Annotated in this window: 12 protein-coding genes; 2 read left to right on the top strand and 10 right to left on the bottom strand. The window is 71.9% G+C overall.

Translation table 11 applies throughout. The features are described from left to right. Nucleotides 1-176: 176 nt before the first annotated feature. The 3 genes from IE278_RS17035 to bldG form a co-directional block, all read right to left on the bottom strand. On the bottom strand, nucleotides 177-2,582 hold the full coding sequence (locus IE278_RS17035) for a sodium-translocating pyrophosphatase (protein ID WP_189773177.1): 2,406 nt from the start codon (nucleotides 2,580-2,582) through the stop codon (nucleotides 177-179). Between the two features lie 792 nt (nucleotides 2,583-3,374). Then, entirely contained in the window at nucleotides 3,375-3,818 is a 444-nt protein-coding gene (locus IE278_RS17030; protein ID WP_189773175.1) for an ATP-binding protein, read from the bottom strand. Nucleotides 3,819-3,970: 152 nt separating this feature from the next. Continuing rightward, nucleotides 3,971-4,312 (bottom strand): anti-sigma factor antagonist BldG, encoded by a 342-nt coding sequence (bldG, locus tag IE278_RS17025; protein WP_003975386.1) that lies wholly within the window; start codon nucleotides 4,310-4,312, stop codon nucleotides 3,971-3,973. A gap of 80 nt (nucleotides 4,313-4,392) precedes the next feature. Here bldG and sftH point away from each other — a divergent pair, with 80 nt between their 5' ends. Continuing rightward, on the top strand, nucleotides 4,393-6,960 hold the full coding sequence (gene sftH / locus IE278_RS17020) for a DEAD/DEAH box helicase (protein WP_246570356.1): 2,568 nt from the start codon (nucleotides 4,393-4,395) through the stop codon (nucleotides 6,958-6,960). Here sftH and IE278_RS17015 read toward each other — a convergent pair. From IE278_RS17015 to ssd, 7 genes are all read right to left on the bottom strand, one after another. Continuing rightward, on the bottom strand, nucleotides 6,932-7,348 hold the full coding sequence (locus IE278_RS17015; RefSeq protein ID WP_189773171.1) for an Rv3654c family TadE-like protein: 417 nt from the start codon (nucleotides 7,346-7,348) through the stop codon (nucleotides 6,932-6,934). The two genes, sftH and IE278_RS17015, sit on opposite strands and share 29 nt — an antisense overlap. A gap of 137 nt (nucleotides 7,349-7,485) precedes the next feature. Beyond that, nucleotides 7,486-7,857 carry a TadE family type IV pilus minor pilin gene (locus tag IE278_RS17010; RefSeq protein WP_189773169.1) on the bottom strand — a complete coding sequence of 124 codons (372 nt, stop codon included), beginning with the start codon at nucleotides 7,855-7,857 and terminating at the stop codon, nucleotides 7,486-7,488. Beyond that, a complete protein-coding gene (locus tag IE278_RS17005; protein ID WP_189773167.1) occupies nucleotides 7,844-8,095 on the bottom strand; it encodes a DUF4244 domain-containing protein in 252 nt (83 codons plus the stop codon). The genes IE278_RS17010 and IE278_RS17005 overlap by 14 nt, the downstream gene beginning before the upstream one ends. Before the next feature lie 104 nt (nucleotides 8,096-8,199). After that, nucleotides 8,200-9,003, bottom strand: a complete 804-nt coding sequence (locus IE278_RS17000) for a type II secretion system F family protein (protein ID WP_189773165.1) — start codon at nucleotides 9,001-9,003, stop codon at nucleotides 8,200-8,202. Next, complete coding sequence (locus tag IE278_RS16995; protein ID WP_189773336.1) at nucleotides 9,000-9,872, bottom strand: type II secretion system F family protein; 873 nt, start codon at nucleotides 9,870-9,872, stop codon at nucleotides 9,000-9,002. The genes IE278_RS17000 and IE278_RS16995 overlap by 4 nt, the downstream gene beginning before the upstream one ends. Nucleotides 9,873-9,886: 14 nt before the next feature. Continuing rightward, on the bottom strand, nucleotides 9,887-11,188 hold the full coding sequence (locus IE278_RS16990; protein ID WP_373312009.1) for a TadA family conjugal transfer-associated ATPase: 1,302 nt from the start codon (nucleotides 11,186-11,188) through the stop codon (nucleotides 9,887-9,889). A 188-nt stretch (nucleotides 11,189-11,376) separates the two neighbouring features. Further along, nucleotides 11,377-12,480: a septum site-determining protein Ssd gene (gene ssd / locus IE278_RS16985; protein ID WP_189773163.1), complete on the bottom strand. Its 1,104-nt coding sequence runs from the start codon at nucleotides 12,478-12,480 to the stop codon at nucleotides 11,377-11,379. A 559-nt stretch (nucleotides 12,481-13,039) separates the two neighbouring features. Between ssd and IE278_RS16980 the strand changes: the two genes are divergently transcribed. Next, complete coding sequence (locus IE278_RS16980) at nucleotides 13,040-13,876, top strand: HAD family hydrolase (RefSeq protein WP_189773161.1); 837 nt, start codon at nucleotides 13,040-13,042, stop codon at nucleotides 13,874-13,876. The last annotated feature ends 30 nt before the right edge of the window (nucleotides 13,877-13,906 follow it).

The following is a 13,906-nucleotide window of genomic DNA, read 5'->3' as shown; positions in this document are numbered from 1 at the left end:
GAACATCCGTTTGGACCACTATTGAAGCCATTTGCACCAGGCGCGGAACGGGCGAGATAAGGCTCACGAAACAGGGCGTACACGCAGGCGTACACACAGACGGGCGGGCGGACGGCACGTCAGTACGTACCGTCCGCCCGCCCGTTGAGCGCAATCCGCTCAGCCGGGCCAGGGGGCTAGGAGACCACCGCCGGATCGACCGGCTTGGCCACCCGCTCGGAGTTGCCCTCGTCGCCGACGGCGATGCCGCGCCGCTTGGACACGTACACCGCGCCGATGATGACGGCGAGCGAGAGCGCCGCGATGAGGATCCGCATGGCCACGCTCTTGTCCTCGCCGTAGCTGAACTTGACCACTGCCGGCGCGATGAGCAGCGCCACCAGGTTCATCACCTTCAGGAGGGGGTTGATCGCGGGTCCCGCGGTGTCCTTGAAGGGGTCACCGATCGTGTCGCCGATCACCGTCGCGGCATGGGCCTCGCTGCCCTTGCCGCCGTGGTGGCCGTCCTCGACGAGTTTCTTGGCGTTGTCCCACGCGCCTCCGGAGTTGGCGAGGAAGACGGCCATCAGCGTGCCGGTGCCGATGGCGCCCGCGAGGAAGGCGCCGAGCGCGCCGACCCCGAGTGTGAACCCGATCGCGATCGGCGTCAGTACGGCGAGCAGACCGGGCGTGGTCAGCTCGCGAAGCGCGTCCTTCGTACAGATGTCTACGACGCGCCCGTACTCGGGCTTCTCTGTGTAGTCCATGATCCCGGGGCGCTCGCGGAACTGCCGCCGCACCTCGTAGACCACGGCCCCGGCCGACCGCGACACCGCGTTGATCGCCAGCCCCGAGAAGAGGAAGACGACCGCGGCGCCCGCGATGAGCCCGACCAGGTTGTTGGGCTGCGAGATGTCCATCATCAGGTTCATCGGAGCGCCCGGACCCGAGACCTTCTCCCCCACGTCGTTCGCGGCCGTGAGGATGGCGTCCCGGTACGAGCCGAAGAGCGCCGCCGCCGCCAGTACCGCGGTGGCGATGGCGATGCCCTTGGTGATGGCCTTGGTGGTGTTGCCGACGGCGTCCAGGTCGGTGAGCACCTGCGCGCCCGCGCCCTCGACGTCGCCCGACATCTCGGCGATGCCCTGCGCGTTGTCGGAGACGGGCCCGAAGGTGTCCATGGCGACGATGACGCCGACCGTGGTCAGCAGACCCGTTCCGGCGAGGGCCACCGCGAACAGCGCCAGCATGATCGACGTACCGCCGAGCAGGAAGGCCCCGTAGACGCCGAGGCCGATCAGCAGGGCGGTGTAGACGGCCGATTCGAGACCGAGCGAGATACCGGCGAGGACGACGGTGGCCGGGCCGGTGAGCGAGGTCTTGCCGATGTCCTTCACCGGGCGACGGGTCGTCTCGGTGAAGTAGCCGGTCAGCTGCTGGATCAGCGCGGCCAGCACGATGCCGATGGCGACGGCGAGGAGCGCGAGGATCCGCGGATCGCCGGCCTTGCCGAGGATGGCCTCGTCGGTGACACCGTCCAGGTCGGCGTACGAGGACGGCAGGTAGACGAAGACGGCCACGGCCACGAGCACCAGTGAGATCACCGCGGAGATGAAGAAGCCACGGTTGATGGCGCTCATCCCGCTGCGGTCCGCACGGCGCGGCGCGACCGCGAAGATGCCGATCATCGCGGTGATCACACCGATCGCGGGCACGATCAGCGGGAAGGCGAGCCCGGAGTCGCCGAACGCCGCCTTGCCGAGGATCAGCGCGGCGACGAGCGTGACGGCGTACGACTCGAAGAGGTCGGCGGCCATACCGGCGCAGTCGCCGACGTTGTCGCCCACGTTGTCCGCGATGGTCGCGGCGTTGCGCGGGTCGTCCTCCGGGATGCCCTGCTCGACCTTGCCGACCAGGTCGGCGCCGACGTCGGCCGCCTTGGTGAAGATGCCGCCGCCGACACGCATGAACATGGCGATCAGCGCGGCGCCGAGACCGAAGCCCTCCAGGACCTTCGGCGCGTCGGCCGCGTACACCAGCACCACACAGGAGGCGCCCAGCAGACCGAGCCCCACCGTGAACATGCCGACGACGCCGCCCGTGCGGAAAGCGATCTTCATGGCTTTGTGCGAGACGGCGGTGAGATCCTTTTCGGGCTCACCCTCCGCCGGGGTCGCTTCCCGTGCCGCGGCGGCCACGCGGACATTGCTGCGTACGGCGAGCCACATGCCGATATATCCGGTGGTCGCCGAGAACGCCGCGCCGATCAAGAAGAAGACCGATCGGCCGGCACGCTGATTCCAGTCGTCCGCGGGCAGCAGCATGAGCAGGAAGAACACCACGACGGCGAATACCCCGAGGGTACGCATCTGCCTGCCCAGGTAGGCATTCGCGCCCTCCTGGATCGCGACCGCGATCTTCTTCATGCTTTCGGTGCCCTCGCCCGCCGCGAGCACCTGGCGGACCAGGACCCCGGCGACGGCAAGCGCCGCAAGGGCGACGACCGCGATCACCACGACGATGAGACGGTTGTCGTCTGTCAGTACTGCGGCTGCGAGGGTAGTGGACTGGTCAAACTGATGAGGGGTAGAAAGCCCCGCCATTCGTCCTCCTTGACGCTTGGACCGAGCTCAAGATGTGGACGGATTGTAGGTACCGGAACCTGATCAAAACAGTGCGCGGTAAGCGGAATTGGCCTTCACATGCTCTTCAGCAAATGATCCGGCGATCCGCAAGGGGCTCGAAAGTGGTAATGCCTCAAACGCATTGACGCCAGGTCCATTACCGTGCGGCGCGGCGTAAAGCTGATCGTATTGTTGATCGAAATCCAGATCGTGAATTAATTCACGAAATAGGCGTGGCTTGATCCGGAGGGCGTGGGGGGCCCTGCGGGGGCCCAGCCCGGTCCAAGGGCAACTGTCGTCGGGTGCCCGATGGGGTGGCACGAGGGTCGCTGATGACGGGCGAACCGCCGAGCGACGGTGGGCGCCGGCGCCCTTCCGGGATGCCTCCCGAGAGGGACGGCTGTCGACACCTGAGGGGGTGCGCGATGGAAGGCCGCCGGAAAGCCTCCGCTCAGGGACGGGGACGAACGCGCCAGAGAGGGCGCCAGAGCGACAGCGGGGCGAACGCCGACAGGCGGGGGCCGGGTGACGGACTCGGGCCGCGAGGCAGGCTCCTGGATGACCGGCTGAGCCGGCACCAGCACGGCCGCCGGCCGGCTGACGGACCGGCCGGCCGGTCAGCCGGGCTGCGGGGCCGGGTGGCTGGCCGGGCGGCCGGTCGCAGCAGGGCCGGTCGGTCGGCTGCGGGGCCGGAAAGCGGGCGGGCATGCCAAAGGGCCCTGGTGAGCAGGGCCCTTTCGCACAGGTTCAGGCAGTACCAAGAGGGGTGGATCAGGAAACGAGCGTGGCCGGCGGCGTGGTGGGCCAGCTCATCCTGATCAGTCCGCCGTTCTCACCGGCGGTCACTTCCACGTCGTCGACGAGGCCGCTGATGACCGCGAGGCCCATCTCGTCCTCTTCGGTCTCGACGTCCGCGCCGTCGGCTCCGCCATGGGCACCCGGCGACTTGTCACCGGGAACCGTGTGCGGCGCCTCATCGCCGACCTCGATGGAGAAGAGCTTCTCCTCCTCGATCAGCGAGACCCGCACCGGCGCCGAGATTCCGGCGCTTTGGTGCAGGCCGACGGCCCGGGTGCAGGCTTCGCCCACGGCGAGCCTGACCTCGTCGAGGACGGCCTCGTCCACTCCGGCCCTGCGCGCCACCGCTGCCGCCACCAGTCGGGCGGTCCTGACGTGCTCGGGCAGCGCGCTGAAGCGGAGTTCAACGGTGGCCATGCATCCCCCTCGGAACTACGGGCGTGCGGTCGGGGGGTCGGGTCGCCGAGACCTGACCCCCCTCCATTGACTTCTGCCTCCCGGGCCGTGCCCGGGATTCGGCTGTGACGGCTGACCGGCCAGTCAGCAGGGACGGGCCGGACCGTGGCCGCTCAGTCGGTGGCCGCCACCGCTTCTTCGACCGAGGTGTGGATCGGGAACACCTTGGTGAGACCGGTGATGCGGAAGATCTTCAGAATGCGCTCCTGGTTGCAGACCAGCCGGAGCGAACCCTCATGGGCACGCACCCGCTTCAGGCCGCCCACCAGAACGCCGAGACCGGTCGAGTCGAGGAAGTCCACGCCCTCCATGTCGACGACAAGGTGGAAACTGCCGTCGTTCACCAGCTCGACCAGCTGTTCGCGCAACTTGGGCGCGGTATATACATCGATTTCGCCACCGACCTCGACGACCGTACGATCGCCGACGGTACGGGTCGACAGGGACAGGTCCACGGATCCTCCAGCACCTTGCTATCGAGCGGTCATCCCAAGGGACACCTCGGCGGAGCCCCCGGGACGGTTCGCCAGCCGCGATGGCATTCAATCACTTACCGGCAGGCGTGCACGACGCCTTGGGCCCATTGTCCGTCATGCCAGTGACACACTCGATGCCGATGGCCAATAATCTCCGACCCGATCGAACCTCGACGGACACCGCGTCCCGCCCCTCGCCGGGCGAGATCCTGGACCGGCTGGCCTCTGGGCCGAGCCGGGCTTCGCGCATCACTCATACGGAGCACTTGCCCCCACGTGAGGGTCGCCATGCCGTGTGGCCCGACCGGATCCGTTCGGAGGTCATCGCGGCGGTGCAGTCCGCCGGTATCGAGCACCCCTGGGCCCATCAGGCACTCGCGGCCGAGCACGCCCTGGACGGCGAGTCGGTGATCGTCTCCACGGGTACGGCCTCCGGCAAGTCCCTGGCGTATCTCGTCCCGGTCCTGTCGACACTCCTCGACGGTTCCGAGGCGCCGAACGGTCGCGGCGCGACCGCCCTCTACCTCGCCCCGACCAAGGCCCTCGCCGCGGACCAGCGCCGATCCGTGAAGAAACTCTCACATCCGCTGGGCCACGCCGTACGTTCCGCGGTCTACGACGGGGACACCCCCGTCGAGGAACGCGAGTGGGTACGCCAGTACGCCAACTACGTCCTCACCAACCCCGACATGCTGCACCGCGGGATACTTCCCTCCCACCCCAAGTGGGCCTCCTTCCTGCGCGCCCTGCGCTATGTCGTCATCGACGAGTGCCACACCTACCGGGGCGTCTTCGGGTCACATGTCGCCCAGGTGCTCCGCAGGCTGCGCCGCCTGTGCGCCCGCTACGGCTCCTCCCCCGTCTTCCTCATGGCCTCGGCGACCGCCGCCGAGCCCTCCGTCGCCGCCTCCCGTCTCACCGGTCTGCCCGTGGTGGAGGTCGCCGACGACGCCTCACCCCGCGGTGAACTGGTGTTCGCCCTCTGGGAACCACCCCTCACCGACCTGCATGGCGAGAAGGGCGCCCCGGTCCGCCGCTCCGCCACCGCCGAGACCGCCGACCTCCTCACCGACCTGACCGTGCAGGGCGTCCGCTCGGTCGCTTTCGTACGGTCCCGCCGCGGGGCCGAGCTGATCTCGGTGATCGCCCAGGAACGGCTCTCCGAGGTCGATCGCTCCCTGGCCCGCCGCGTGGCCGCCTACCGCGGCGGATACCTCCCCGAGGAACGCCGCGCCCTCGAACAAGCCCTCCACTCCGGCGAACTCCTCGGCCTCGCCGCCACCACCGCTCTCGAACTGGGCATCGACGTCTCCGGCCTGGACGCGGTCGTCATCGCCGGCTACCCGGGCACCCGCGCGTCCCTGTGGCAGCAGGCAGGCCGCGCGGGCCGCTCCGGACAGGGGGCACTGGCCGTACTGGTCGCCCGGGACGACCCGCTGGACACCTTCCTCGTCCATCACCCGGAAGCGCTGTTCGACCAGCCGGTGGAGTCCACCGTCCTCGACCCGGACAACCCGTACGTCCTCGCGCCCCACCTGTGCGCCGCCGCGTCCGAACTTCCCCTCACCGAGGAGGACTTCGAACTCTTCGGCCCGGCCACCGCCGAACTGATGCCGCAGCTGGAGGCCGCGAAACTGCTCCGCCGCCGCACCAAGGCGTGGCACTGGACCCGGCGGGAACGGGCCGCCGACCTGACCGACATCCGCGGCGGAGGCGGCAACCCGGTGCAGATCGTGGAGACCGGCTCCGGACGGCTGCTGGGCACGGTCGACGCCGGGGCCGCGCACACCAGCGTCCACGAGGGCGCGGTCCACCTCCACCAGGGCCGCACGTACCTGGTCGACGAACTGCACCTGGACGACTCGGTCGCCCTGGTCACCGAGGCCAACCCGCCGTATTCGACGGTCGCCCGTGACACCACGGCCATCTCCGTCCTGGAGACGGACGTCGAAATCCCCTGGGGCGACGGCCGGTTGTGCTACGGCTCCGTCGAGGTCACCAACCAGGTCGTCTCCTTCCTGCGTCGTCGTCTCATGACCGGAGAGGTGCTCGGCGAGACGAAACTCGACCTGCCTCCCCGCACACTCCGTACGCGCGCCGTGTGGTGGACGGTCACCGAGGACCAGCTCGACGCCGCCCGGGTGAACCCCGAGATCCTGGGCGGCGCCCTGCACGCCGCCGAGCACGCCTCCATCGGCATGCTGCCGCTCTTCGCCACCTGCGACCGCTGGGACATCGGCGGCGTCTCCGTGCCGCTGCACCCGGACACCCTCCTGCCCACCGTCTTCGTGTACGACGGCCATCCCGGCGGCGCGGGCTTCGCGGAGCGCGCCTTCCACACCGCCCGCGAATGGCTCACCGCCACCCGCCAGGCCATCGCGTCCTGCGAGTGCGACGCCGGCTGTCCGTCCTGCATCCAGTCCCCCAAGTGCGGCAACGGCAACGAGCCGTTGCACAAACGGGGAGCCGTACGCCTGCTGACAGTCCTCCTGCAAGGAGCCCCGACAGCACCGGCAGCACCAGCAGCACCGGAGGAACAACCCGGGGGAGGCTCGCCCGAGGAGGCGGAGCAACACGTCGGCCAGCAGCCGGACGTCGTCACCGCGACCGAGCCCGCGGAGGGGTAGAGCCTGGCGCCGCGGGTGCCGGCGGACCTGCCGTGACCCCTGGCGCCATGGGTCCGGCGGGTGGGCCTGCCCGTGACCTCACCTCGGCCGTCAGCGGCCCCCGCCCCGCCTCGACCGTGACGTCCGAGATCTCGCCCCGGACGTCACACCGCACGATCCGGGTGCCCTGGGCCCGTGCCACACGGTCCGCCCGGGCACATGCCTCCGCCCCGCCGCGCATCCAGTGGTCGGCCGCCGCGAGCGCCGCCAAGTCGGCCGCGCCGCCCGCCCGATGACGAACCACCACCGCCTGCCCCATCGCCAGCACGGCACCGAAGACCACGCACAGCACCGCGAGCGCGCCCACGGTCCAGACGGTGGCCGACCCCCGGTCCGACACCGACCCCACCGCCCAAGACCTCGTACGCCCCCGGAGACCACCTCCCCTCGCCTCTACCCGCTCACCCGGCTCACCCAACTCTCCGGGCCCTCCTGGCCTTCTCGGCGCCCTCGCCGTCTCTGTCACTCCCACCACCCCCGCCGTTCTCACCGCACCGCCCCCACCGTCTCCTCCGCCAGGGCAGTTGCCTCCTGTGTGAGGTCGAGGGCCAGCGCGTCCGGGCCGGGGGTCTCGGCCTGGACCCGGACGTGTACGAGGTCGCCTTCGCGTCGGACGGAGATCCTGGCGCCACTCGGCGCCGCCTGCCGGGCGGTCTCCGTCACCGTGCCCGGCGGTTCCTGCCGGGCCGCCGCGCGAGCGCCCGCCCGGGCCGCGTCCACGCACTGGATCAGCGCGGCAGCGGCCAGCAACGCCCAGACCAGCGCCATCGTGAACGCGACCAGCACCGGCAGCACCACAGCCGCCTCCGCCGTCACGAAACCGCGGTCCTCGCGCGCCCTCGCCTCAGAACTCCCCACTGAGCGCCCGCCCGACGATGTCCTGCAGAGCCCCGCGCACCTGCCCGCTGGTCAGCACCTCGTAGAGCAGCGCGGCGAACCCCACCGCCGCGATCAGCCCCATCGCGTACTCGGAGGTGACCATCCCGGCGTCCCTCCGCCCCGGCCTTGCCAGCCCTGCCCGACACACCCGGTCCCACCCCTCCAGAACCCACGCCCACGCCCGTACACGCACCCGTACCCGCACTGCCTTGCCCATCCGAACCCCCGTACAGCTCTGTTCCGTTGACCGTTCACCGTCGACCTGTGGAGCCGTCGACCTCGCTCACTCGTGGTTTCGCCCGTCACCCAGCACCCCTCCCGTCACCCATCACCCCCACCCAGCACCCCGCTCGCCAGCCCGAGCACTACCGGCAGTACGCCGATCGCGATGAACGCGGGCAGGAAGCACAGCCCGACGGGAGCGGTGATCAGGACGCCCGCGCGTCGCGCCCGAGCCGTGGCGGCGCGCCCCCGTTCCGCGCGGGCCTCGGCGGCGAGGCGCGCGACCGGTACCGCCGCCGGTACTCCCGACTCACCGGCCCGTTCCAGCAGGCGGGCCAGTCCCCGGGCCCCGGGCAACGCGGCCAGCGCGCGCCAGGCCTCCGCCGGTTCACCGCCGAGTCGCACCTCGGCCGCTCCCCGCGCCAGCCGTGCCCCCACAGGCCCCTCCAGCGCGTCCCCCACCGCCCGGGCGGCCATGACGGGGCTCGCGCCCGCCGCGATGCAGGCGGCCAGCAGATCGGCGGCAAGGGGCAGTTGCCGCGCGGCCCGTACCGCGTCGAACTCCTCCGTCGGCACCGGTCTGCGCTGCCACCTCCACATCCCGAACGCGGCCACCAGCCCCACCAGGACCCCGGTCGCACCCCCGACGAACACCCAGCAGGCGCTCAGGGCGCCGATCACCGGCAGCCATCGCCGTACCGCGTCACGCAGTTGCGAGCGCCGTGCGAAGGAGGCGGCCTCCACAGCCGGTTCGCGTTCGTCGGCCAGGATCGTCAGGAGCGCCTCGAACCGCCCGCGGACCCTCCGCTTCCGCCGTGCCGCTCCCAGGGACCGGGCGAGCGCCCACAGTCCCACCGCCACGCACACCGCCGCCCCCAGCCTGTGGACAACCTCCGCACTCATCCGTCCTCCGCTCCCCGTACGATCCGCAGCGCCCACCACAGGCCGACGCCCTCCAGAACCCCGCCGACCAGCAGACAGCCGAGTCCCGCCCCGGTGTGCAGCACGACGTGCAGCGGGTCGGCGCCGAGCGCGGTGCCCAGGAGCAGCCCGAGCGCCGGCAACCCCGCGAGCAGTACCGCCGTCGACCGGGCGCCCGCCAACTGGGCCCGCAAGTCCGCACGCTGGTCCCGCTCCGCGCGCAGCGCCCCTTCGAGTCGGTCGAGCCCGGCCGCGAGACCCGCGCCCCGGTCCACGGCGACACGCCAGCACGCGGCGAGCCCCAGCAGTCCTTCGGCCCCGGGCCGCCGGGCCGCCTCGGTGAGCGCGCCCGGCACATCCCCTCCGAATCTCGCGGCCGCCAGTACCGACGCCTGGACGTCTCCGAGCCCTCCCGAGTCCCGGGCGGCGCCCAGCAGCGCCTCGCCCGGCTGCCGTCCGGCCCTGACCTCCCCCGCGAGCGCCCCGCACAGCGCGATCACCGCCGCTGCCCGCCGCTCCCGGGCCCGGCGCGCCGCTCCGGCCCGCCGAACCCTCCTTACCAGCGGGACTCCGAACGCCCCGAGGACGACCGGCACCACGGACGCTCCCAGGAGTCCGACCACCGCCCCGGCGACCAGTGCCCACCACTCGCCCCGCGTCCCGTGCAGCCGCCGAAGCCGTTCGCCCGTCCGCAGCGCCCGCTTCCACGGCGACGACGGCGGTGATGGTGGCCCGGTCCCGGCCGCCCCGCCACCCGCACACACCAGCCGCGCCCGCCGCGCCCCGTGCCCCGGCCCGCCCGTCAGCCAGAGCGCCGCCCCGGCACACACCGTCGCCGCCACCACCGACATCCCGCCGACCCCCGTCACAGCCCACCCCTCCGTTCGCTCATGCCACCGGTGCCACGCACGTCACCCACGCCCAGCGCATCTCCCACACCACCCAGGTCACCCGGGCCGCCGAGCAGTTCTCGCAGCCGTTTCCATCCGCGCTCGTACCTGAAGGCCTCCGCGCCCCAGCGCAGCGCGGGCACCGTCACGACCAGCCCTGCCGGATCCCTCTCCAGCACGTGCACCTCGGCGATCCGCCGCCGTCCGGCCCGGTCGCGTACGAGATGGAGCACCACCGACAGCGCCGCCGCCACCTGGCTGTGCAGGGCGGCCCGGTCGAGCCCGGCGGCCGTTCCCAGCGCCTCCAGGCGAGCCGGCACCCCCGAGGCGGCGTTGGCGTGCACGGTCCCGCAGCCGCCTTCGTGCCCCGTGTTCAACGCGGCCAGCAGCGCGACCACTTCGGGGCCCCGGACCTCACCGACCACCAGGCGATCCGGTCGCATGCGCAGCGCCTGGCGCACCAGATCCTGGAGCGTGACGAGTCCCGCGCCCTCCTGGTTGGGCGGTCTGGATTCCAGCCGTACGACATGGGGGTGGTCGGGGCGCAGCTCCGCCGAGTCCTCGGCGAGCACGATCCGCTCACCTGGCCCGACGAGGCCGAGAAGCGCGCTCAGCAAAGTCGTCTTGCCACTGCCCGTCCCGCCGCTGATCAGGAACGACAGCCTCGCGTCGAGCAACGCGCGCAGCAGCCGGTCCCCGCCCGGCGGTACCGTCCCGGCGGCCACCAGTTCGGCGAGCGTGAACGCCCTCGGCCGTACCACCCGCAGGGACAGGCAGGTCGAGCCGACGGCGATCGGTGGCAGCACCGCGTGCAGCCGGGTGCCGTCGGGAAGCCTGGCGTCCACCCAGGGGTGGGCGTCGTCCAGCCGCCGCCCGGCCACGGCCGCGAGCCGCTGTGCGAGCCGTCGTACGGCCGCCGCGTCCGGGAAGGACACGGCGGTCAGCTCCAGGCCGCCGCCACGGTCCACCCACACCCGGTCGGGCGCCGAGACCAGCACATCGGTCACCGAGGGATCGTCGAGCAGTGGTTCCAGCGGGCCGCTGCCGACCAGTTCCGACCGCAACCGCTCGGCCGCGCCGAGGACCTCGGCGTCCCCGAGCACCCGCCCCTGCTCCCGCAGAGCCTGCGCCACGCGCGCGGGGGTCGCTTCGCCCCCGCTCTCCGCCAGCCACTGCCGGACCCCGTCCAGCAACCCCGTGTCGGCGCTCACGCCGCCGCGCGGCTGCCCGCCCCCGAACGGACCCGCACCGGGACGACCGCCCGCGAACGGACCCATGCCCGGACTTCCGCCCGACAGCCGACTCCCCGGCCGCGCCTCCCGCCGGGCGATCACGCCGCCCGGCTGCCCGCCCACGAGTGAATCCGCGCCCGGTCGCCCGCCCGACAACCGACCCCCCGGCCGCACCTCCCGCGCCTCCCGCCCCGCGCGCACCGGAGAACCACCACGCAGCCCCGTACCCCCGTTCATACGCCCCCTCCGGCGATCGCGGCCCGCGCCCAGAACGACGAGCAGAAGCGGGCGAGCGGGCCTCGGCCGTCTCCGCCGGGTGGGGCGCCCCGCTCCTGGGCCGCCGACAGCCCCGGCTCCGTGGGCACCTCGCCCAGCAGGGGCAGTCCGAGGAGCCGGGCGACCTCCCGGTCGTCCAGACCCGGCGCGTACGGTCCGCGGACCGCGACGCGCAGGTCCCTCAGGACCATGCCGACCGCGGACGCCACCCGTCCGGCCGCCGCGACGGCGCGCAGCTCGGCCGGAACCACGAGCACCCCGAGGTCGATCTGGGCGAGGGCCTCCACGACCCCTTCGTCGATCCGGCGCGGCAGGTCCACGACCACCACCCCGCCGCGCCGCCGGGCGGCGGCCAGGACCGCGCGGACGGCCTCGGGCGCCACGGTGACGCAGTCGCCGCGGTCCCAGCTGAGGACCCGCAGGGCGTGCAGTGCGGGCAGCGACTCCTCCAGGGCTTCGCCGCCGACGCGTCCGTGCGAGGCGGCGAAGGCAGGCCAGCGCAGTCCCTCGACGGATTCGCCGCCGAGGAGTACGTCGAGTCCGCCGCCCAGGGGGTCCGCGTCGACAAGGAGGGTGCGGGCGCCCTGGCGCGCCGAGGTGACGGCGAGCGCGCAGGCGAGCGTGGACGATCCGGCGCCTCCGCGACCGCCGATCACGCCGACGGTGAGGGCGGGCGGTCCGACCCCCTCGGCCACGTCGGCGATGCGGTCGACCAACCATTGTTCGCCATCCGGCAGCATCAGCACATGGTCGGCACCGATCTCCACAGCCCTTCTCCAGACCCCGGGATCGTCCTGATCCCGACCCACCAGCACGACGCCTCGTCTGCGTGCGGCGCCGCGCACCCGGCGCGCGGCGTCGTCGCCGACGAGCACCAGCGGTGCCGTGTCCCAGCCGCCGCCGCGCTCCGGCACGCCGTGGTGGACTTCGGGCCGGGCGCCGGCCGCGGCGCACAGCCGCAGCAGGTCGTCCAGCAGATCCACGTCCTCGGTGACGATCAACGGTCCGCCCTGCCGCCCCTCGGCGGCCGACGGCCGGCCGTGTGTGATGGCTCCCGCCACGCTCTCCAGCCCCCTTCGCTGCTCCCCCGCGGAACCTCTGCGGCCCCGCGATTCCCGCCCAGCGCGAGAGCCGTCAACCGGCCCTCCATATGAACCGCCGATACGAACCGGCCATAGCCGCCGAACAAACGGAACCGGCCATGAACTTCCGCAAGCGGTACGCGCTGGAATCACGGTGCAGCGAAGCCGGAAATCGTGTGGATCTTGGTCGATAACTGTGGACAACTCGGCGCCTGTGAATATCGCCTTCACCCAAACCGGTGAGCGTTGTACGACTTCCTTGGCGCGACAGCACAGCTACACACAGTGACGAATCCTGTGCGGAGACAGAGAAACGCCGGGCCCCGCAGTGCGGGACCCGGCGCTCTCAACAACGGACGGGAAAACCCGTCCGGACATGCGACGACCCCCGCCGGGGGGGAGAGCGGGGGTCGTCCCCACGGTTTGACTCGGGGGGGGAGGAGCCAAACCGGGTTAGCACGGTCGCGAACGATCCGTGACTTCCATGGTGTACCCGAGAGCTCTCTCAGGCAAACCCACACGTCCCACACTAGCCCGAATGGCGGGCGCATATGCTCAACCCGTGGAAAACCACTCCTTGCCTCGTACAGCGGCCTTCTTTGACCTGGACAAGACGGTCATTGCGAAGTCGAGCACGCTCACCTTCAGCAAGTCGTTCTACCAAGGCGGTCTGATCAACCGCCGCGCGGTGTTGCGTACCGCATATGCCCAGTTCGTGTTCCTCGCGGGCGGCGCCGACCACGACCAGATGGAGCGGATGCGCGAGTACCTGTCCGCGCTGTGCCGCGGCTGGAACGTCCAGCAGGTCAAGGAGATCGTCGCCGAGACCCTGCACGACCTGATCGACCCGATCATCTACGACGAGGCCGCCTCCCTCATCGAGGAGCACCACACCGCCGGCCGCGACGTCGTGATCGTCTCCACGTCCGGCGCGGAGGTCGTCGAGCCGATCGGCGAACTCCTGGGAGCCGACCGGGTGGTGGCCACCCGCATGGTCGTCGGCGACGACGGCTGCTTCACGGGCGAGGTGGAGTACTACGCGTACGGCCCCACGAAGGCCGAGGCCGTCAAGGAGCTGGCCGCGTCCGAGGGATACGACCTGTCGCGCTGCTACGCGTACAGCGACTCGGCGACCGACATCCCGATGCTCTCGGCGGTCGGCCACCCCCACGCGGTGAACCCGGACCGCGCGCTGCGCCGCGAGGCCCTCGCGCGCGCGTGGCCCATCCTCGACTTCAACCACCCGGTGCGCCTCAAGCAGCGGCTGTCCGTGACGCCCCGGCCGGCCATCGTCGCGGCGGCGGCCATAGGGGCGGCGGCGGCCACCGCGGGACTCGTCTGGTACGCCAGCAGGCGCCGCGCGACGGTGAGCTGACCCCGCCCAGGAGGCGTCACTCCAGCCCCC

Origin of the sequence: Streptomyces tauricus, from assembly GCF_014650955.1 — a bacterium.
In the GTDB taxonomy this organism is placed as follows: Bacteria; Actinomycetota; Actinomycetes; order Streptomycetales; family Streptomycetaceae; genus Streptomyces; species Streptomyces tauricus.
This window is presented reverse-complemented; position numbering and strand designations above follow the sequence as displayed.